Here is a 20,377-nt window from a genome sequence, read left to right on the forward strand (position 1 = left end):
CTTGAAGAAGGGATGGCTGGCCGTCGGCCTCAGCGCCGCGCTGGGGCTGGGCGCGATGGCTGCTGCAGCTTTGGGTTTCCACGGCTTTCCGGGGGAAGACCCGGGAGAGCGGGACGGGCGGATCGGTCTGATGAGTTCGCTGCCGCTCTACCGCGCTCCGGAATCGAGCGTGGCCGAGGCGCTGGCCGCGCAGTCGGTGCGGCACCACTGGGTGCGCGCCGTGCTGGAGAAGCGCGGGACGCTGGAGCCGCTCGACGTGCTCGATCCCGAAAGCCTGGGGCAGGTCGACCGCCTGCTGCTGGTCCAGCCGCGTGCATTGACCGCGGCGGAGAATGTCGCGCTCGACACCTGGGTGCGTGCGGGCGGAAACGTGCTGCTGGTCGCGGACCCGCTGCTGGTCGGCGAGCCGCGTTTTGCGCTGGGCGACCCGCGCAATCCCCAGGCGATCTCGCTCAGCGGCCCGATCCTTGCGCGCTGGGGCCTTGCGCTCGAACCGGGGAAGGATGGGGACGGCGGGGTCCGTTTCGTTTCCATGGGGGATCACGAGTTGCCAGTGGCGCTGGGCGGGCGCTTCTCGCTGCGCCCCGCTGCGGGCGGGGGGCAGGGCGAATGCCGCCTGCGTAACGATGCATTGATCGCGGTGTGCAGCATCGGGGCGGGGAGCGTCGTCGCGCTGGCCGACGCGACCCTGTTCGAAAGCGATCCTGCACCCGCCGGGGCCGAGGATATGCTTGCGGCACTTTTGGGGATGGCGCGGGACGACGTCCGCTAGCCTTCTCAAAAATCCATGAATCTGAAAGGCTTGAGCGGCCCCGGGTGATCCCTGAGCTTCCGGTCTTTACCCGATCCCAACCTAAGGAATTAACCTTGTGTCGCGCCGGAAAATGGCGCAATTGCGCGCTTGGACGTTCGAATTCGTAAGGTTTTCAACAACGATTCCTAAATTTCCCCTTTAATCCCCACTCGTCCCGCGATAATACAAATCTCGCATCGGACAGGATTCGACCCGCGCGTGGGATTCCACGCGAACCGGGGTGCTTGGCGCACCGCGGGGCGGGGAGGTTTTGTCCTTGGAAAGGCGCTCACAGGGGAAGAGCGAAACCGTGTCGGAGGCGTTTCAGGGATATAGCGGGCAGGCCTTTTCGCTTCGCAGCGAAAAGGGTCGGTTCACGCTGCCTCCCGCCTTCCGCAACGCGGTGAAGGCCTCCACCGAAGATCGCCGGCTGTGCCTCACCAAGCACGAGAAGTGGGATTGCCTGGTCGGCTTCGGCACCAAGCGGGTCGAGGATTTCGAAGCGATCCTCGATCGTGAAGAGGAATCGGCCTACAAGTTCGGGCGCGATTTCGACCGCGACACTCGCGCGATCCAGCTCAACAGCTTCGAGACCATGCCGTTCGACGACAGCGGGCGTTTCATCATGCCCGAATTCCTGCGCGACATCGGCGAGATCGAGGATGCGCTGTTCTTCCAGGGCGGCGGGCGCTTCTTCACCGTCTGGAACCCGGCCAAGCTCTACGAAATGGGCCCCGAAATGGCGATGCCCAAGGCCGCCTGCCGCGCGCTGGAAAAGGACGCGCGCGAGAAGGGCAAGAAGAAGTGAGCGCCCCGTCCCCCCACATCCCCGTCCTCCTCGACGAAGTGGTTGCCGCGCTGCGGCCCGTACAGGACGAGCTGATCGTCGACGGCACGTTCGGCGCTGGCGGCTATACGCGCGCTCTCCTCGACGCAGGGGCGACGGTGCACGCCTTCGACCGCGATCCGACCGCGCTCGAGAATGCGCAGGGGTGGCCCGAGCTGGCCGAGACTCCGCCGCGCCTCGTTCTGCATCGCCGTGCCTTTGCCGACATGGCAGCCGCGCTGGCGGAGCAGGGCATCGCCAGGGTCGATGGCATCGTGCTCGACATCGGGGTCTCCTCGATGCAGCTCGACCAGGCGGACCGCGGCTTCTCCTTCGCTGGCGACGGCCCGCTCGACATGCGGATGGACCCCGACCTGCCGAGCGCGGCGGACTTCCTCAACAGCGCCGACGAAGCCGAGATCGCCGATGTGATCTACCAGTATGGCGAGGAGCGTCAGTCGCGCCGGATCGCCCGCGCGATCGTGGCCGCGCGCCCGCTGGAGACGACCGGGCAGCTTGCCCGGCTGGTCCGCAAGGCGACAGGGCACAAGCCGCACGACAAGAAAGACCCTGCCACGCGCACCTTCCAGGCGATCCGCATCCACGTGAACGGAGAGCTGGAGCAGCTGCGCGGTGCGCTGGCCGCGGCCGAGCGTCTGCTGGCACCCGGCGGGCGGCTGGTGGTGGTCTCGTTCCACTCGCTCGAAGACAGGATCGTGAAGCGTTTCATGCGGGACGCTTCCGGTCAGGCCGGTGGCGGTTCCCGCCATCTTCCCCTCGCGGAGACGCCGCCGGCCACGTTCGACAAACCGCTCCGCGCCGTGCGCGCGGGCGAGGCGGAGCTGGCACGCAACCCCCGCGCGCGCTCCGCAATCCTGCGTGCGGCCACCCGCACTGATGCAGCCCCCCGAAAGGAACTGATCGATGGTTAGAGGTAGCCGTCTGCGGCAGATCGGCTGGGCGATCTGTATCGGCATCGTCTTCGGCGGGTTCATGCTGCTGACCTTCAGGGTCAACGCGGTGAAGAGCGAGGTCGTGCGTGCCGAGCGTCAGATCGTGGCGCTGGAACAGGAAAAGCTCGCACTGGAAACCGAGTTCGAAACGCGCGCCAACCAGCAGCAGCTGGCCGACTGGAACGCGATCGAGTTCGGCTATGCCCCGCCGCGCGCGGACCAGTTCCTCGAAACCGAACGCCAGCTGGCGAGCTTCAGCGCGCCGCGCGCGCCCGGCTCGCCCGACCCGATCCGCTTTGCCCGCGAGATGGAGGCGAGCGATTATCCTGCGCTGGTTTCCCCGCTGGCCGATCACGACGGCGAGGGCTCGCAGGAGGAAACTTCGAGCAAGGAGGCCGAGCTCGCCGCTGCCGCTGCCGCTGCGGGTGATGCCCATCTTGCCCTGGCGAGCCTCGACCGGTGAACGCCTACGCGATCGACTCCATGGTCGCAGCCGGCCCTCTGCGGGTCGCCAACAAGCGGCTTGAGGCGCTGCTGGTCGCGCGCATGCGGGCACTTTTGCTGATGCCCGCCTTCGGGCTGGTGGCGGTGGTCGCGCTGATGCGGATCGCGACCTTCGGCGTGCTCGGCGCGCCCGATACTCCGCTGTCGATGGAAGAGCGTCTGTTGCCCCCGCGCGGCGAGATCACCGATCGCAACGGCCTGCCGCTGGCGCGCAATTATGATGCGTTTGCGCTGTGGTACAATCCCACGGCGATGAAGGACGGTGGCAGTCCGCTGGTCCACCGCCCGGAGGAAGTCGCAGCAAAGCTGGCCGCGATCTTCCCCGAGTTGGACGAAGCGGATGTCGCCGCGCGTCTCGCCAGCGGTCGCGCGCAATATCTGCGCCGCCGTCTGCTGCCCGAAGAAGCCAACCGCGTGTTCGACCTCGGCGAGCCTGCGCTGGAGCTGCCGGCGGAAAAGGACCGTTTCTATCCGCAAGGGTCGATGGCGGCGCACGTGCTCGGCTACGTCAAGGATGGCGAGGGCCATCTGGGCATGGAATCGGTCCTCAACGACCGGCTGACCGACAGTTCGCTGCGCGGCGAGCCGACCGCGATTGCGCTCGACCTGCGGGTCCAGGGCGCGCTGGAGGACGAGCTCAACAAGGGCATGCTGTCGGTCAATGCGCGCGGCGCGGCGGGCGTCGTGCTGGATGTGGATACCGGCGAGGTGATCGCGATGGCATCGCTGCCCGCGTTCGACCCGAACGATATCAAGACCTCCGACCTGATGATCAGCGATGCCGAGGCGAAGCTTGGCCGGACCCCGCGCGTGTTCAACAGCGTGACCAACCAGGTTTATGAGCTGGGATCGACCTTCAAGCCGCTGACCGTCGCCGCCGCGATCGACGCCGGGATCGTGCGCGACCTGAGCCTGCGATATGACGCAAAGCCGGTGAAAGTCGCCGGGCGCACGCTTGCGGACAGTCACAACCTCGGGGACACGCTCAATGTGCCTGAAGCGCTGATTCACTCCTCAAACACCGTGACCGCGCGGGTCGCCGACAAGCTTGGCCCCGAACGCCTGCGCGACACGATGCGCGCGCTGGGCCTGGCAGAGCGTCCCTATATCGAACTGCCCGCACGCGGCGCGCCCTTGTGGCCCGGGGAGAAGTGGTCGCGCGTGACCACCATGACAGTCGCCTATGGCCACGGCATCGCGGTCACTCCGCTGCACCTTGCCTCTGCCTATGCCGCGATGGTCAATGGCGGGGTCTGGCGTCCGGCCACCTTGTATAAGGTGGAGCCGGGCCAGGAGGCTGCCGGGCGGCGCGTGTTCAAGGAAGACACCAGCGCCCGCATGCGCCAGCTGCTGCGGATGATCGCGGTCTACGGCACCGGGCAGAGCGCGGATGCGCCGGGCTATCGCGTCGGCGGGAAGACCGGTTCGGCGGAAAAACCCTCCGCCGGCGGCTATCGCAAGAAGCTCCTCGTCTCGACCTTCGCCGCCGCCTTCCCGATGGACAACCCGCGCTATGTCGTGGTCGCCATGCTGGACGAGCCGAAGGGCACCACCGCCAGTTCCTTCCAGCGGACCGCCGCGTGGAACGCCGCGCCGATCGTCGGCAAGCTGATTCCGCGCATCGGCCCGATGCTCGACGTACGGCCCGACCTCAGCCGCGACATCGACATCTCCGATCTGCGCCCCCTGATCCGGAGCGACATCAAGTGAAGCTGAACCGCCTTCTCGAACAGGCCGGACGCGAGGATCGCGGGGCCGAGGATGCGATCGTGACCGGTTTCGCGATCGATCACCGCAAGGTCGCGCCGGGCACCGTGTTCGGCGCCTTTGCGGGCGCGAAGGTCAATGGCGAGGATTTCATCGACGCCGCCGTGGCAGCGGGCGCGATCGCAGTCGTCGTGCGGCCTGGAGCAAAGGTCGAAGGCGCGCTGCAGATTGCCGACGAGGCACCGCGCAAGGCCTTCGCCGAGATTGCCGCGCAGTATTTCACTCCGGCGCCCGACACGATCGTCGCGGTCACTGGCACCAACGGCAAGACCTCCACGGTCGAAATGACCCGCCAGCTGTGGCGGATGCTGGGCGAGCGTGCGGCGAGCATCGGCACGCTGGGCGTCACCACCCCGGACGAGAGCGTTTCCACCGGGCTGACCACGCCCGATATCGTGACCTTCCACGCCAACCTGAGCGGTCTGGCACGCGAAGGCGTGACCCACATTGCCTACGAAGCATCGAGCCACGGGCTCGACCAGTATCGCAACTACGGCGCGCGCGTGGTCGCAGGGGCGTTCACCAATTTCAGCCGCGACCACCTCGACTATCACGAGAGCATGCAAGCCTATTTCGAGGCCAAGATGCGGCTGTTCGACGAGGTGATCGCGGATGGTGGCACGGCGGTGATCTGGGCCGATGGCGGCGAGTGGGCCGACAAGGCGCGCACGCGGGCCGAAAAGCGCGGTCTGCGGATCTTCACGGTCGGGCCGCAGGGCGACGACATCTGCCTGATCGGCCAGGAGCCGAGCCAGCTCGGCCAGAGCGTCGAGATCGCGCGCAATGGCGACCGGCGCACAATCCGCCTGCCGCTGATCGGCCAGTACCAGGCCGCCAACGCGCTGACCGCCGCCGCGCTCGCGCTGGCAAGCGGCGCGGACGAAGCGCGTTTGTGGGATGCGGTCGGGCGCTTGCAGCCCGTCCGCGGACGGCTGGAGCGCGCGGTCATCACCCAGTCCGGTGCGCCGGTCTATGTCGACTATGCGCACACGCCGGACGCGCTGGAGGCGGCGATTGCCGCGCTGCGCCCGCATGTGAACGGTCGCCTGATCGTGGTGTTCGGTGCGGGCGGGGATCGCGATACGGGCAAGCGCGGGCCGATGGGCGAAGTCGCCTCGCGCCTCGCCGATGTGGTGATCGTGACCGACGATAATCCGCGCGGCGAAGACCCGGCGGATATCCGCCGCGCGGTCATGCAGGGCGCGGGCGAGAACACGCGCGAAGTCGCCGGGCGGCGCGAGGCGATTGCGCAGGCCATCGAAATCATCGGTCGGGACGATATCGTCCTGATCGCGGGCAAGGGCCACGAAGAAGGCCAGATCATCGGGTCGGGAGACACCATGCGGGTATTGCCGTTCAACGACGTACAGGTCGCGCGCGAGGAAGCCTCGCGGATCAATGCCGGTTCTCAGGAGAGAGGCCAATGAGCGTTGCAGCACTCGCCCATCCGCGCATGCGCGCATGGCCCAAGGTCGCCCGTGACAGCCTGCGGCTTGCCCTGTGGAGCGCCGACGAGATCGCCGAAGCGACCGGCGGCGTCGCGTCGGGCGATTTCCAGTGTTCCGGCGTCGAGATGGACAGCCGCGATGTGCGCCCGGGCGATCTGTTCGTCGCACTGAAGGGCGAAGCGATGGACGGCCACCGCTTCATCGACAAGGCATTCGCCGCGGGCGCTGCCGCCGCGATCGTCGACCGCCCGATCGACTGGCCGCATGTGCTGGTGGAAGACACCACCGCTGCGCTCCACGCGCTGGCCGCTGCGGCGCGTACGCGCGGCGAGGCGACGCGCATCGCGGTGACCGGTTCGGTCGGCAAGACCGGGGTCAAGGAAGCGATCTTCTCCGCCCTCGACCGCGCGAGCCGCGGCCAGGCGCACCGCTCCGTGCGCAGCTACAACAACCACGTCGGCGTGCCGCTCAGCGTTGCGCGGATGAGTCCGCGCGCCCGCTACGGCGTGTTCGAGATGGGCATGAACCACGCAGGCGAGATCGCGCCGCTGGCCGACCATGTGCGGCCCGATGTCGCGGTCATCACCACCATCGCACCCGCGCATATAGAGAATCTGGGCTCGCTCGAGGCGATTGCCGACGAGAAGGCGCAGATATTCACCGGCCTCAAGCCCGGCGGCGCGGCGATCATCCCCGCCGACAGCGAGCAGTTCGAGCGGCTGAAGGCCCATGCCGAAGCGGCGGGGGCGGAAGTCTTCTCCTTCGGGCGTGCCGATCACGCGCGCGTCCGCCTGCTCGACGCGATCCCTGCGGCCAATGGCGGGGCATCGCTGGTTACTGCGCAGATCGACGATACACGGCTGTGCTATTCGGTCGCCGAGCCGGGCGAACACTGGATCGCCAATTCGCTCGCGGTGATGGCGTGCATCTATGCGGTCGGCGGCGATCTGGGCGCGGCGGGCATCGCGCTGGGCGAGATGGGCGGCCTGAAGGGTCGCGGTGCGCGCCATGCGATTGCGGCGGCGGGCGGCCGGGCGCTGCTGATCGACGAGAGCTACAACGCCAACCCCGCCTCCATGCGCGCAACGCTGACCCAGCTGGGCCAGACCCCCGCCAGCCGCCGGATCGCGGTGCTTGGTGCGATGGGCGAGCTGGGCGAATTCAGCACACGCTTCCACGAGGCGCTGCTCGAACCGATCGAGGAAGGCCAGGTCGATTACGCGGTGCTTGTCGGCGATGCGATGGAGCCGCTGGTGCGCAAGATGGGGACGGCGCATGCGAATGGCCTTGGCAACCCGCCGGCCTTCGCCCATTGCGCAGGGCCTGCCGAAGCGATCGCCGCGCTGGAAGAATTCGGGCTCAACGCCGGAGACGCGATCCTCGTCAAGGGATCCAACGCCGTCGGTCTGGGCCGTCTGGTCGATCACTTCGTCAGCCGAAGCTAAGCAAGGGACCGGGGACGGCCGACAATGTTCTATTTGATCGCGGAATGGTTCGAATTCGAAGGGTTGTTCAACCTCTTCCGCTACCAGACGTTTCGTGCGGGTGCGGCGATCCTCACCGCGCTGTTTATCGGCCTGCTGATCGGTCCGAAGCTGATCGCGGTTCTGCGCGTGCGCCAGGGCAAGGGCCAGCCGATCCGCGAGGACGGGCCCAAGACCCATCTGGCCAAGGTGGGCACGCCGACGATGGGCGGGCTGATGATCCTGATCGCGCTGGTGCTCAGCCTGCTGCTGTGGATGGACCTTTCCAGTCCCTTCGTCTGGGCCTGCCTTGCGGTGACCATCGGGTTCGGCGCGATCGGCTTCATGGATGATTACGACAAGGTCACCAAGAACAGCCACAAGGGCGTTTCGGGCAAGGTCCGCCTGCTGATGGAGTTCATCGTCGCAGGCATCGCGGCCTATATCATCGTCAGCCAGATCAACACCTGGCTCTACGTGCCTTTCGTGTCCGACCAGGCGATCCCGCTGGGGCCGTTCTACTACGTCTTCGCAGCGATCGTGATCGTGGGTGCGGGCAATGCGGTGAACCTGACAGACGGGCTCGATGGCCTCGCGATCATGCCGGTGATCATCGCCGCGGGCACCTTCGCGCTGATCGCCTACCTCGCCGGGCGCGCGGACTTTTCCAGCTATCTCGGCATACCGTACGTGGAGGGCGCGGGTGAGTTGGCGATCTTCTGTGCCTGCATCATGGGCGCAGGGCTTGCCTTCCTGTGGTTCAACGCGCCGCCTGCCAATGTCTTCATGGGCGACACCGGCTCGCTTGCGCTGGGCGGCGCGCTGGGCGCGATCGCAGTCGCCAGCCACCACGAAATCGTGCTCGCCATCGTCGGCGGGCTGTTCGTGTTCGAGGCGCTCAGCGTCATCATCCAGGTCTTCTGGTTCAAGCGCACGGGCAAGCGCATCTTCCGCATGGCGCCGGTCCACCACCACTTCGAACAGCTCGGGTGGAGCGAGACGAAGGTCGTGATCCGCTTCTGGATCATCGCCATCGTGCTCGCACTGATCGGGCTCAGCACGCTGAAGCTGCGGTGATCCTCTCGCCCGCCTGGAAGGGCCGCAAATACGCGGTTCTCGGCCTGGCACGCACGGGCCGGGCGACGGTCGAGGCGCTGCTGGCGGCGGGCGCCGAGGTGACCGCGTGGGACAGCAACGAGGACGCGCGCGAGGCCTTTGCCGGCCGCGTGACGCTGGCCGACCCGGTCGAGACCGACCTGACCGGGTTCGAGGCTGTGCTGGTGACGCCCGGCGTTCCGCTCAACACCCATCCGATCAAGCCGCATGCGGACAAGTTCGGCGTGCCGGTGATCGGGGATATCGAGCTGTTCGCGCAGGCCCGCGAGCACCTGCCGCCGCACAAGGTCGTCGGCATTACCGGCACCAACGGCAAGAGCACCACCACTGCGCTGACGCACCACATCCTGAAGACCGCGGGCGTGCCGACCACGATGGGCGGCAATATCGGCCTGCCGATCCTCGGCCAGGAGCCTTTGCCCGAGGGCGGCGTCTATGTGCTGGAGCTGTCGAGCTACCAGATCGACCTGACGTTCTCGCTCGATTGCGATGTGGCAGTGATATTGAACATCACACCAGATCATTTGGATCGGTACGAGAGTTTTGAGGCCTATGCTGAGGCCAAACTGCGTCTGTCCGATCTGCAGTCGGCAGGAAGGCCGACAGTAATCGGCGACGAGGTTCTTGGGTTGTGGAACCCCGGGCGTAACGTTGCTCCCGAGGACCTCTGGGTTTGTGACCGAGAGTACCCGCTTCCGGGACAAAGCAATTGGCCAACGCTTCAAGGTCCACACAACTCGGAGAATGTCGATGCAGCAGGATGCTTAGCTTCGCAGCTAGGTATTGAAGATGCTGTTATAGACCAAGCACTCCGCACCTTCCCCGGCCTGCCGCATCGTATGGAGCGGGTCGGCGAGCGTGCGGGCGTGCTCTACGTCAACGACAGCAAGGCGACCAACACCGCCGCGGCCGCGCCTGCGCTCGCCGCATTCGAAAAAATCCACTGGATCGTCGGCGGGCAGGCCAAGGAGCCGGGGCTGGGCGAAACCGAACAGCACATCGGTCACGTCACCGCCGCCTACACAATCGGCGAGGCGGGCGACGCCTTTGCCGATGCTCTCGCGCCGCATTGCCCGGTCAGCCGCTGCGGCACGCTCGATATCGCGGTGCACACCGCCGCGCTCGCCGCGAAGCCGGGCGAGACCGTGCTGCTGAGCCCCGCCTGCGCCAGCTTCGACCAGTTCCGCGATTTCGAAGATCGTGGCGACCGCTTCCGCGCGCTCGTCCACGCGCTTGCCGATAGCGAGGCCACGCCATGAACATTGCGCCTGCAACCGCGATTGCCAGCGATCTGCCCGGGCGCAGCGGTCCACGCCTGACCCAGCGCGCGCGGCTGAAAATCTGGTGGCGCGAACTGGACCATGTTTTACTCGGCCTGATCGTGCTGCTGATGGCGGTCGGTTGTGCAGCGATCGCCGCCGCCTCGCCCGCAGGCGCGGATCGCCTGTCGAGCGACACGGTCACGCTCGATCCGCTACACTTCCTGTGGCTGCACCTGCGCTGGCTCGCGGTCGGGATTGCCGCGATGCTCGGCCTGTCGATGCTCAGCCGCGAAAGCGCCCGCCGCTTCGCCATCCTGCTGTCGCTGGGGATGGTCGCCGCGCTGATACTGGTGCCGCTGATCGGGACCGAGGTGAACGGCGCGCGGCGCTGGCTGAACCTTGGCTTCTCCTTCCAGCCGTCCGAATTCCTCAAGCCGGGCTTCGCGATCACGCTGGCCTGGATCATGAGCTGGAAGCTCAAAGACCCTAACATGCCGGTGTTCGGGCTGGTGACCGGCGCGCTGGCGCTGGTGGTCGGCCTGCTGATGGCGCAGCCCAACCTGGGCGATGCGATCCTGTTTACCGGCGTGTGGTTCGTGCTGGTGCTGCTGGGCGGAGTATCCGCGCGCCAGATTGCCGGGCTGATCGCCGCCGGGATCGGCCTGCTGGCGGCCGCCTACATGTTCTACGGCAATGCCCGGAACCGGATCGACTCCTTCTTCTCCGGCGGGACCGATTACGATCAGGTCGACCTTGCCCAGCGCACCCTGCTGGCAGGTGGCTGGGACGGCGTCGGCTTCTGGGTCGGGCGCGCCAAGTTCCGCCTGCCCGAGGCGCAGACCGACTACATCTTCTCGGTCGTGGGCGAGGAGTTCGGGCTGATCGCCTGTGCGGGCATCGTGCTGCTGTTCTGCGCCATTGTGCTGCGGGTGCTGATGCGCGCCGCGAGCGAGGAGAACTTCTTCGCGCTGCTCGCCGCATCGGGCCTGATCGCGCAGCTGGGCGGGCAGGCGTTCATCAACATCCTCGTCAACCTGTCGCTGTTCCCGTCCAAGGGAATGACGCTGCCGCTGGTCAGCTATGGCGGGTCGTCGACGATCGCGATATGCTGCGGCTTCGGCCTGCTGCTCGCGCTGACACGGCGCAACCCCTTCCTCACACGAGAAACCGCAGGCCTTCGCAACATGCTCTTCGACAAGGAAAAAGACAGATGAGCGGGGCCAATCGACATTACGTGCTCGCCGCAGGCGGCACCGGCGGGCACATGCTGCCCGCCTTCGCGCTGGCGCAGGAACTGCACCAGCGCGGCCATCACGTGGCGCTGATCACGGACGAGCGCGGGGCGAATATCCCCGGCAAGCCCGATTTCATGCCCGCGCACATCATGCCGGTCGGCCGGTTCGGGAAGAACCCGATCCGCTGGATCAAGGGCGTGAGCAAGGTGATGGAAGGCCGCAGCATGGCCAAGCAGCTGTTCGACAGTTTCGAACCGAGCGCGGTGGTCGGCTTCGGCGGCTATCCCTCGCTGCCCGCGCTGCTCGCGGCGCGCAGTGCGAAGATCCCCAGCGTGATCCACGAACAGAACGCGGTGCTGGGCCGGGTCAATCGCCTGCTCGCCCCGCGGGTGAATGCGATCGCGACCTCATACCCGCAGGTGCAGCGGATGAAGTCCAGCTGGTCGCGCAAGGTCCATCTGGTCGGCAACCCGGTGCGGCCCGAAGTGCTCGCGCTGCGTGACGAGCCGTTCCCGACCTTCAGCGAAGACAGCCTGCTCAAAGTGCTGGTGACCGGCGGCAGCCAGGGCGCTAGCGTGCTCGCGCAGGTGGTGCCCGATGGTCTGGCCATGCTGCCGCCCGCGCTGCGCCAGCGGTTGCAGGTGACCCAGCAGTGCCGCCCGGAAGATGTCGGCGCGGTGCGCGAACGCTATCGCAATCATGACATTCCTGCCGAACTGGCGACCTATTTCGAGAACATGGCCGACCGGCTCGCCGATGCACACCTGTTCATCGGGCGTGCGGGCGCGTCGACCATTGCCGAACTGACCGCAGTGGGCCGCCCTGCGATCCTCGTGCCCCTGCCGATCGCTACCGACGATCATCAGGCGGCCAACACGCGTGAGATCGTGGAAGCGGGCGGCGCGCGGATGATCCGCCAGAGCGCGTTCACGCCCAAGGAGCTGGCGCGCCAGATCCAGGTGCTCAGCCAGCGCGCCGGCACGCTCTCCAACGCGGCGCACAAGGCGTGGAATTGCGGACGGCCCGATGCGGTCAAGGAACTGGCCGATCTGGTCGAAAGCTTCGGCGGGGCCGAATTGATGGATGTGATCCGGGTGGGTCAGAACAATGCACGCGGCGCGTCGCAGGGCGTGCCCGTGGGGCAGGGCGCTGCGCGAGATGCCGCAGAGGAGCCTGCTTCGTGAAGGGTGTCGCAACCGATATCGGGATGATCCACTTCGTCGGCATCGGCGGGATCGGCATGTCCGGCATTGCCGAGGTGATGCACAACCTGGGCTATCAGGTGCAGGGCTCCGACATTGCCGAGGGCCCCACGGTCGAGCGGCTGAGGAAGCGCGGGATCGAGGTCGCGATCGGCCACGCGCGCGAGAATGTCGATGGCGTGGCGGTGGTGGTCACCTCCACCGCGGTCAAGCGGACCAATCCGGAAGTCGAGGCGGCGCTGGAAAACCGCATTCCCGTGGTCCGCCGCGCGGAAATGCTCGCCGAGCTCATGCGGCTGAAGTCGACCATCGCGATTGCGGGCACCCACGGCAAGACGACCACCACCAGCATGATCGCCGGCCTGCTCGACTGCGGAGAGATCGACCCGACGGTGATCAATGGCGGGGTGATCGAACAGTTCGGCTCCAACGCGCGGCTCGGCGATAGCGACTGGATGGTGGTAGAGGCCGACGAGAGCGACGGCAGCTTCCTGCGGCTCGACGGGACCATCGCGGTGGTCACCAATATCGACCCCGAACACCTCGACCATTACGGCGATTTCGAAGGCGTGAAGCGCGCTTTCGTGGAGTTCATCCACAACGTGCCGTTCTACGGCGCGGCGATCCTGTGCGTCGACCACCCCGAAGTGCAGGCGGTGATCGCCAAGGTCCGCGATCGCCGGGTGATTACCTACGGCTTCTCGCTGCAGGCGGATATCTGCGCAGTCAATGTGAAGCCCGAGGCGGGCGGCAACCGGTTCGATGTGATGGTCCGCCAGCGCGGGCAGGAAGATCGCCGGATCGAGAACGTGTTCTTGCCGATGCCGGGCCGCCACAACGTTCAGAACGCGCTCGCCGCGATTGCGGTCAGCCTCGAGATGAACTGCTCGGACGAGGTGATCCGCGAAGGTTTCGCCCGTTTCGGCGGCGTGCGGCGGCGCTTCACCCGGGTCGGCACCGTGCCGGTCGAAGGTGGCAGCGCGACCGTGATCGACGACTATGCCCACCACCCGGTGGAAATCCGCGCCGTGCTTTCCGCCGCGCGCGAAAGCGTGGACGCGATGGACACGCCGGCACGGGTGATCGCGGTCATGCAGCCGCACCGTTTCTCGCGCCTTGGCGAACTGATGGGCGACTTCCAGGCCTGCTTCAACGAGGCGGACCAGGTCTACGTCGCGCCGGTCTATGCTGCGGGCGAAGACCCGGTCGAGGGTGTCGACGCCGCAGCGCTGGTCGACGGGATCAAGTCGCTCGGCCACCGCCACGCGCAGACCATCGCGGATCGCGAAGAGCTGGTCCGCGCGCTCGCCCCGCAGCTGGAGCCGGGCGACCTGGTGCTGTGTCTTGGCGCGGGCGATATCACCAAGTGGGCGGCGAAGCTGCCCGGCGAATTGCAGGCCGCGCGCGAGCAGGTGAACGCATGAGCGAGACGCTCACCCTCCCAGCCGAAAAGCTGCCCGACGTGCGCGGCAAGCTGACGCAGCATGCCCCGCTTGCCAAGCTGGTCTGGTTCAAGGCGGGCGGTGCGGCCGATTGGCTGTTCGAACCGGCCGATGTGGACGACCTGTGTGCGTTTGTGCGCGACCTTGACCCCGCTGTGCCCCTCTTGCCGCTGGGTCTCGGATCGAACCTGATCGTGCGCGACGGTGGGGTGCCCGGGGTGACCATCCGCCTCGGCAAATCTTTTGCAAAGATAGAGACTGCAGGCGATCATACGCTCCATAGCGGCGCCGGCGCGCATGGCGTGCTGATCGCGTCCACCGCGCGTGACAATGGCATTGCCGGGCTCGAATTCCTGCGCGGTATCCCCGGCACGCTGGGCGGCTTCGTCCGCATGAACGGTGGTGCCTATGGGCGCGAAACCGCCGATGTGCTGGTCGATTGCGACGTGGTGCTGCGCGATGGATCGCTCAAGACGCTGCCGGTCGCAGAGCTTGGCTACACCTATCGCCACTCCCAGCTGCCCGAGGGCGCAGTGGTGGTCGCAGCTCGGCTGAAGGGCGAGGCGGGCGATCCCGAAGCGATCGGCGCGGAGATGGAGCGGATCGCGCAGGCGCGCGAGGAAAGCCAGCCCGTGCGAACCAAGACCGGCGGCTCTACCTTCAAGAACCCTCCGGGCGAGAAGGCATGGCAGCTGGTCGACGCGGCAGGCTGTCGCGGAATGATGCGCGGCGGCGCGCAAGTGAGCGAGAAACACACCAACTTCCTCATCAACACCGGCACCGCGACCAGCGAGGATATCGAGCAGCTGGGCGAAGATGTCCGCGCGAAGGTGCGCGCAAACTCGGGCGTCGAGCTCGAATGGGAAATCCAGCGGGTAGGGCGGCCGTGAACCAGCAAGTCCTCGATCCGGGTGAACAGAAGTGCATTGATGATATTGCCGAACACGGCTGCCATATCCTCAAGGTCTTCGACGCTGACGGGGATCAGCCGAACTTCGCTTATTCAGTCGGTTTTCCCGTTGGTGTGGGGCAGCCTGAGGTACTGGTGTACGGGCTCAAGCTGGACCTGATGCAATCGATGATAAACGAACTGTATCGCCAGTGCGCGGCAGGCCTCCAGATGGCAGATGGCCTGAAAGTCGAGAATCTTATCGACGGGCACGAGTGCATTCTCAAATTCTGCAACGATCGCGCGGCGATCGAAGAACACCTTGGCTGGGCTCTTTGGTATCATCGTTCGCAGCGCGGAAAAGATGTCGATCACTTTTATCAGATCGTGTGGCCGGGCGCCGTGAATGGCCTGTACCCTTGGGACAAGGGCGTTTCACAAGAAGTGATTGATGCGCAGCCCGCTCTTTATGAAGGTTGGACAGTCCAATGATCCTCTCCAACAAACTCCACGTCGCGGTCCTGATGGGCGGCTGGGCCAATGAGCGGCCCGTCTCGTTAATGAGCGGGGAGGGCGTGGCCAAGGCGCTCGAAGCGCGCGGGCACACCGTCACACGGATCGATATGGACCGGCAGGTCGCCGCGCGGATTGCCGAGGCGAAACCGGACATCGTGTTCAACGCGCTCCACGGCGTGCCGGGCGAGGATGGCACGGTGCAGGGCATGCTCGACCTGATGGGCGTGCCCTATACCCACAGCGGCCTCGCCACCTCGGTGATCGCGATCGACAAGCAGCTGACCAAGCAGGCGCTGGTTCCGCGCGGCATTCCCATGCCCGGCGGGCGGATCGTCAAGACCGACGACCTGTACGAAGGCGACCCGCTGCCGCGGCCCTATGTGCTCAAGCCGGTCAACGAAGGCTCCTCGGTCGGGGTGGCGATCGTCACCGACGAGAGCAATTACGGCAACCCGATCGCGCGCGATGCGAAGGGCCCGTGGCAGGAATTCCCCGAACTGCTCGCCGAACCCTATATTCGCGGACGCGAGCTGACTACGGCGGTGGTCGGCGGCAAGGCGCTGGGCGTTACCGAGCTGATCGTCGAGAGCGGCTTCTACGATTTCGAGAACAAGTACACCGACGGGCGCACGCGCCACGTCTGCCCCGCCGAAATCCCCGAGGATGTTGCCGAGGCCTGCCTGCGCTACGCGCTCGAGGCGCACCGCATCCTCGGCTGCAAGGGCACCAGCCGCACCGATTTCCGCTGGGACGACCAGCAGGGGCTGGACGGGCTGTTCGTGCTTGAAACCAACACCCAGCCGGGCATGACCCCGCTCAGCCTGGTGCCCGAGCAGGCAAAATACTGCGGAATGAGCTACGAGGATCTGGTCGAGACGATTATCGCCGATGCGCTCGCAGACAGGGGAGGACATGATGGCGCGCAAGGTCAAGCGTAAGGCAACCGGCGTTCGCCGCGCGGCCACGTCGCGTTCGCGTGCGTCGAAGGCCCGGGCGGCAACCCGGCAGAGCAAGGGTGCGGTCAACACCGCGCTCAACGCGCTGCCGATCAGCCAGCGGCAATTGCAGGGCGGCTTCCTCGCGCTGATCCTCGCGGGCGCGGCGGCGCTGGCGTGGATGGTCGCGAGCGCGGCGGGCGTGCCCGCCTTGCTGCACCAGCAGCTCGCCACCAGCGCGGGCGCAGCGGGCTTCCAGATGCGCAATATCGACCTCACCGGGGTCGAGCGGATGAACCGCCTCAAGGTCTACGAAGAAGTGATGGAGCATCGCGGCACGCCGATGCCGCTGCTCAACCTGGCGGCGATCCGCGACGATCTGCGGCGCATGCCGTGGGTGGCCGAGGCGCGCGTCTCGCGCCAGCTGCCGGACAAGCTGGTGATCGATATTCAGGAGCGCACGCCCCACGCGGTGCTGGTGAAGCCCGACCGGCTGGTGCTGATCGATCGCAACGGGATCGAACTCGATCCGATTTCGGAGAAAGACGCGCAAGGGATGCTGCGCATTTCCGGCGCGGGCGCTGCGCAACAGATCGAGTCGCTCGATCACGTGCTCGCCGCCGCGCCTGCGCTCCAGCCGCAGATCGCCAGCGCGCACCGTATTGGGGAGCGGCGCTGGAACATCGTGTTCAAGACCGGCCAGATCCTCGCGCTGCCGCAGGGTGAGGACGAGGCGGCGGAGGCCTTCATCGATTTCGCCCGGATGGACGGGCTCTATCGCCTGCTCGGGGGCAAGGCGGCCGTGATCGATCTGCGCGTGCCCGATCGCTACGTCTTGCGGGAGCCCGGACGCGCGGACCGGTTCGCCAACAAGGGGAGTGCGGAATAATGGCTGCAGCACGTATTGCGCGCGTCTTCGGCGCGGTGAACCTTGGGTCGTTTCGCGTCTCCGCCATGATCATGGGCCTGACCGAGGGTGGCGAGATGATCGTGCTCGGCTCCTCCCACCGGGCCAGTGCGGGCGTGCGGCGCGGCTACGTCACCGACAGCCAGGCCGCGACCCACGCGATCCGCGAGGCGGTGGAGCGGGCGGAGAAAGACGCCGGCACCGCGATCGAGAGCGTGTGGGTCGGCTGCGCCGGCGCGGGGCTGGGCAGCCGCGTTTCGCGGGTCGAAATCCCGATCAACGGCCGCCGGATCGAGGAAGAGGACGTCGACCACCTGCTGGTCACCGCGCGCGACACGCTGGAGCCAGACGGGCGGATGGTGCTGCACGCGCAGCCCGCGCATTACTCGGTCGATGGCCCGCACGGCGTTGCCAACCCGGTTGGCCTCTATGCCGAACAGCTGGGGGTGGACGTGCACATCCTGCTCGCCGACGGGGCCCCGATCCGCAACATCATTACCGCGGTGCAGAGCGCGCATCTGACGGTCGAAGGCGTGGTCGCCGCACCGATCGCCTCGGCGCACGCTGCGCTGACGCCCGAGGAACGCGAGCTTGGCACCGCCTTGATCGAGATCGGCAGCGACGTGACCAATGTCGCAGTGCTGCGCAACGGCATGGTCCAGGCGATGCGGGCGATCCCGCTCGGCTCGGGCGACATTACCGACGCGATCGCGAGCCGGTTCGGCATTCGCCGCCAGCATGCGCAGCGGCTCAAGTGCGTGTCGGGCTCGGCGCTTGCCAGCCCCAGCGATCATCGCGAGCAGGTGCCGGTCGATCCCGACGATCCGCGCGCCGGTTCGATCAACCGCGCCGATCTGGTAGCGGTGGTCACCGAACAGCTCGGCCGGATCACCGACGAGGCGGGCAAAGCTTTGAAGGCGATGGATTTCGCGGGGGCTCGCGGCGGGCCCGCCGTGCTTACCGGGGGCGGGGCGGAACTGCCGGGCAGTGCGGAGTTCGTCCAGAACGCGCTGGGCCGCCCGGTGCGCATCGGCAAGCCGCAGACGCTGCGCGGCCTGCCGCCGGCCCATTCCTCGCCCGGGTTTTCCACGCTAGTGGGGCTGTGCATTTACGCTGCGCGGGACCCGGTGGACATCCGCACCGTTAAGGCCAAGTACCAGTCGCAGACGCGTGCGCGCGGGCTGGGCCTGGTCAATCGGGTCTGGCGCGCCGGGCGCGACTATTTCTGATCGCCCGGCCATGCAGGCCCAAATGCGCGAGTAATGTGGAAAAGACCGTGGATAACCATTAAGGTTCGCGGCGCTTTCTGCCACACGAATATATTGAGAAATCGGCAAGAGAGCCGCCGGTTTCACGGAGTGAAGACCTTATGAGCATCAATATCGGCCCCGACCCTTCCGACGATCTGCGCCCCCGGATCACGGTTATCGGCGTCGGCGGTGCCGGCGGTAACGCCATCGCCAACATGATGGAGGCCGACATCGAGGGTGTCGACTTCATCGTTGCCAACACCGATGCGCAGTCGCTCAGCACCTCCCCCGCAGAGCACCGCATCCAGCTCGGCCCGGAAAGCACCGGCGGCCTGGGCGCGGGCGCGCGGCCCGAACTGGGCAAGGCGGCTGCGGAAGAGACGGTGGACCAGATCGAGGAAGCGCTCGAAGGCGTGAACATGTGCTTCATCGCCGCCGGGATGGGCGGCGGCACGGGCACCGGCGCTGCGCCGGTGATCGCGGAGGCCGCGCGGCGCAAGAACGTGCTGACCGTCGGCGTGGTGACCAAGCCGTTCCTGTTCGAAGGCACGCGCCGGATGCGCGCCGCCGAGGCGGGGATCGAAGAGCTTCAGCGCCATGTCGACACGCTGATCGTCATTCCCAACCAGAACCTGTTCCTGATCGCCAAGCCGGAGACGACCTTCAAGGAAGCGTTCCGCATGGCGGACGAGGTGCTGCAGCAGGGCGTGCGCTCGATCACCGACCTGATGGTGATGCCGGGTCTGATCAACCTCGACTTCGCCGACGTCAAATCGGTGATGGAAGAGATGGGTAAGGCGATGATGGGCACCGGCGAGGCCGAGGGCGACAACCGCGCCCGCGAGGCTGCCGAACAGGCGATCGCCAACCCGCTGCTCGACGGCGTGTCGATGGCGGGCGCCAAGGGTGTGATCATCTCGATCATCGGCGGCGAAGACATGAAGCTGCTCGAAGTGGACGAGGCAGCGAACCACATCCGCGATCTGGTGGACGAAGACGCGAACATCATCTGGGGTTCGGCGTTCAATCCCAATCTCGAAGGCAAGATCCGCGTCTCGGTCGTCGCGACCGGGATAGACGACGGCGTGAGCAGCCACTCTGCATCGCCGCGCAGCGCGATGGCCTCCGCCCCCGAACCGCGCCCGGCCAAGCGTCCGGCGCTCGATTTTGCCGAGCGTGGCGAATCGGACGAGCGCGGTGGCGAGCCGCAGGGCACCAGCCCGGCAATGCCGCAGTCGTTCGGTGAACCGTCCTCCGGCGGTGCGCGTATGAGCAGCGATTACAGCGAAGACTATCACGAAGACGGGGCCGAGGATGTCGATGGCATCGTCGATCCGCTCGCCGGTCTGCGCAACGAAGATGAAGACGACGCGCCCGCAGCCGCGCCCGAACCTTCCGCCGACGCACCCTTCGCCCGCCCCTCCGGCGAGCGGAAGCCGTTCGACGGTAACCCGGCGGACGATTGGGGCAGCGCGTCGGACCACGACGATACGCTCGACCTGGGCGAAGCGCAGGAGGCACCCCCGCGCTCCGGCGATGACTCCGACGAGCTGGTGCTGGGCGAAGACGCTGGCGAGGAAGCGCCCGAGCCGGAGCCCGCGCCATCGCGCGGTCGCCGTCGCGGGCTCGTTTCAGGCGAGGGCGATGCGCAGCGCAAGCCTGCGCCCCCGCTGCCGCAGGGCGGTGGCGGCGGCACGCTGTTCGAACGGATGGCCAAGCTGTCCCGTGGCGGAGCACCCGAAGAGGACGATGACGAGGACGATGATGGCTCCTCGCTCAACATCCCGCGGTTTCTCGGGCGACAGAACAACCAGTAACGGCGACGAACCGCGCCGTTCCCGGCGCAAGGGGCTGTTCAGCGCGTAGCGG

The 20,377-nt window shown here is 66.9% G+C and carries 18 protein-coding genes; all 18 read left to right on the forward strand.

Annotated elements, in window-relative coordinates; all coding sequences use genetic code 11:
• Position 1: 1 nt before the first annotated feature.
• The 18 genes from VO57_007670 (at position 2) to ftsZ (ending at position 20,325) form a co-directional block, all read left to right on the forward strand.
• Positions 2-772 (forward strand): hypothetical protein, encoded by a 771-nt coding sequence (locus VO57_007670; GenBank protein ID XBL71202.1) that lies wholly within the window; start codon positions 2-4, stop codon positions 770-772.
• Positions 773-1,070: 298 nt separating this feature from the next.
• On the forward strand, positions 1,071-1,601 hold the full coding sequence (locus tag VO57_007675; protein XBL71203.1) for a division/cell wall cluster transcriptional repressor MraZ: 531 nt from the start codon (positions 1,071-1,073) through the stop codon (positions 1,599-1,601).
• Positions 1,598-2,551 (forward strand): 16S rRNA (cytosine(1402)-N(4))-methyltransferase RsmH, encoded by a 954-nt coding sequence (gene rsmH / locus VO57_007680; protein XBL71204.1) that lies wholly within the window; start codon positions 1,598-1,600, stop codon positions 2,549-2,551. The genes VO57_007675 and rsmH overlap by 4 nt, the downstream gene beginning before the upstream one ends.
• A complete protein-coding gene (locus VO57_007685; protein ID XBL71205.1) occupies positions 2,544-3,035 on the forward strand; it encodes a hypothetical protein in 492 nt (163 codons plus the stop codon). The genes rsmH and VO57_007685 overlap by 8 nt, the downstream gene beginning before the upstream one ends.
• Entirely contained in the window at positions 3,032-4,786 is a 1,755-nt protein-coding gene (locus VO57_007690; protein XBL71206.1) for a penicillin-binding protein 2, read from the forward strand. The genes VO57_007685 and VO57_007690 overlap by 4 nt, the downstream gene beginning before the upstream one ends.
• Entirely contained in the window at positions 4,783-6,270 is a 1,488-nt protein-coding gene (locus tag VO57_007695; GenBank protein XBL71207.1) for a UDP-N-acetylmuramoyl-L-alanyl-D-glutamate--2,6-diaminopimelate ligase, read from the forward strand. Before VO57_007690 ends, VO57_007695 begins: the two co-directional genes overlap by 4 nt.
• Entirely contained in the window at positions 6,267-7,736 is a 1,470-nt protein-coding gene (gene murF, locus VO57_007700) for a UDP-N-acetylmuramoyl-tripeptide--D-alanyl-D-alanine ligase (protein XBL71208.1), read from the forward strand. Before VO57_007695 ends, murF begins: the two co-directional genes overlap by 4 nt.
• 24 nt (positions 7,737-7,760) lie before the next feature.
• The gene (gene mraY, locus VO57_007705; GenBank protein ID XBL71209.1) at positions 7,761-8,831 is read left to right on the forward strand and encodes a phospho-N-acetylmuramoyl-pentapeptide-transferase; all 1,071 of its coding nucleotides are present in this window, start codon (positions 7,761-7,763) and stop codon (positions 8,829-8,831) included.
• Entirely contained in the window at positions 8,828-10,129 is a 1,302-nt protein-coding gene (murD, locus tag VO57_007710) for a UDP-N-acetylmuramoyl-L-alanine--D-glutamate ligase (GenBank protein ID XBL71210.1), read from the forward strand. Before mraY ends, murD begins: the two co-directional genes overlap by 4 nt.
• Positions 10,126-11,346: a putative peptidoglycan glycosyltransferase FtsW gene (locus VO57_007715; protein ID XBL71211.1), complete on the forward strand. Its 1,221-nt coding sequence runs from the start codon at positions 10,126-10,128 to the stop codon at positions 11,344-11,346. Before murD ends, VO57_007715 begins: the two co-directional genes overlap by 4 nt.
• Entirely contained in the window at positions 11,343-12,551 is a 1,209-nt protein-coding gene (gene murG / locus VO57_007720; protein ID XBL71212.1) for an undecaprenyldiphospho-muramoylpentapeptide beta-N-acetylglucosaminyltransferase, read from the forward strand. The genes VO57_007715 and murG overlap by 4 nt, the downstream gene beginning before the upstream one ends.
• The gene (gene murC / locus VO57_007725; GenBank protein XBL71213.1) at positions 12,548-13,993 is read left to right on the forward strand and encodes a UDP-N-acetylmuramate--L-alanine ligase; all 1,446 of its coding nucleotides are present in this window, start codon (positions 12,548-12,550) and stop codon (positions 13,991-13,993) included. Before murG ends, murC begins: the two co-directional genes overlap by 4 nt.
• Positions 13,990-14,901: a UDP-N-acetylmuramate dehydrogenase gene (gene murB, locus VO57_007730; GenBank protein XBL71214.1), complete on the forward strand. Its 912-nt coding sequence runs from the start codon at positions 13,990-13,992 to the stop codon at positions 14,899-14,901. The genes murC and murB overlap by 4 nt, the downstream gene beginning before the upstream one ends.
• On the forward strand, positions 14,898-15,392 hold the full coding sequence (locus tag VO57_007735) for a DUF4262 domain-containing protein (GenBank protein XBL71215.1): 495 nt from the start codon (positions 14,898-14,900) through the stop codon (positions 15,390-15,392). The genes murB and VO57_007735 overlap by 4 nt, the downstream gene beginning before the upstream one ends.
• Positions 15,389-16,354, forward strand: a complete 966-nt coding sequence (locus tag VO57_007740; GenBank protein ID XBL71216.1) for a D-alanine--D-alanine ligase — start codon at positions 15,389-15,391, stop codon at positions 16,352-16,354. Before VO57_007735 ends, VO57_007740 begins: the two co-directional genes overlap by 4 nt.
• Positions 16,305-17,240, forward strand: a complete 936-nt coding sequence (locus tag VO57_007745) for an FtsQ-type POTRA domain-containing protein (protein ID XBL71217.1) — start codon at positions 16,305-16,307, stop codon at positions 17,238-17,240. The genes VO57_007740 and VO57_007745 overlap by 50 nt, the downstream gene beginning before the upstream one ends.
• Positions 17,240-18,487, forward strand: a complete 1,248-nt coding sequence (gene ftsA, locus VO57_007750) for a cell division protein FtsA (protein XBL71218.1) — start codon at positions 17,240-17,242, stop codon at positions 18,485-18,487. The genes VO57_007745 and ftsA overlap by 1 nt, the downstream gene beginning before the upstream one ends.
• A gap of 140 nt (positions 18,488-18,627) precedes the next feature.
• Positions 18,628-20,325 (forward strand): cell division protein FtsZ, encoded by a 1,698-nt coding sequence (gene ftsZ / locus VO57_007755; protein XBL71219.1) that lies wholly within the window; start codon positions 18,628-18,630, stop codon positions 20,323-20,325.
• Positions 20,326-20,377: the final 52 nt, after the last annotated feature.

It is taken from the genome of Citromicrobium bathyomarinum (genome assembly GCA_001306305.2).
Classification (GTDB): domain Bacteria; phylum Pseudomonadota; class Alphaproteobacteria; order Sphingomonadales; family Sphingomonadaceae; genus Alteriqipengyuania; species Alteriqipengyuania bathyomarina.

Bases quoted from the DNA above. Each gene is read 5' to 3' on its own strand.
- murG (XBL71212.1), top strand. From the start codon at position 11,343: ATGAGCGGGGCCAATCGACATTACGTGCTCGCCGCAGGCGGCACCGGC.
- murF (XBL71208.1), top strand. From the start codon at position 6,267: ATGAGCGTTGCAGCACTCGCCCATCCGCGCATGCGCGCATGGCCCAAG.
- murB (XBL71214.1), top strand. From the start codon at position 13,990: ATGAGCGAGACGCTCACCCTCCCAGCCGAAAAGCTGCCCGACGTGCGC.
- ftsZ (XBL71219.1), top strand. From the start codon at position 18,628: ATGAGCATCAATATCGGCCCCGACCCTTCCGACGATCTGCGCCCCCGG.
- VO57_007745 (XBL71217.1), top strand. From the start codon at position 16,305: ATGCGCTCGCAGACAGGGGAGGACATGATGGCGCGCAAGGTCAAGCGT.
- VO57_007740 (XBL71216.1), top strand. From the start codon at position 15,389: ATGATCCTCTCCAACAAACTCCACGTCGCGGTCCTGATGGGCGGCTGG.
- mraY (XBL71209.1), top strand. From the start codon at position 7,761: ATGTTCTATTTGATCGCGGAATGGTTCGAATTCGAAGGGTTGTTCAAC.
- VO57_007715 (XBL71211.1), top strand. From the start codon at position 10,126: ATGAACATTGCGCCTGCAACCGCGATTGCCAGCGATCTGCCCGGGCGC.
- VO57_007685 (XBL71205.1), top strand. From the start codon at position 2,544: ATGGTTAGAGGTAGCCGTCTGCGGCAGATCGGCTGGGCGATCTGTATC.
- ftsA (XBL71218.1), top strand. From the start codon at position 17,240: ATGGCTGCAGCACGTATTGCGCGCGTCTTCGGCGCGGTGAACCTTGGG.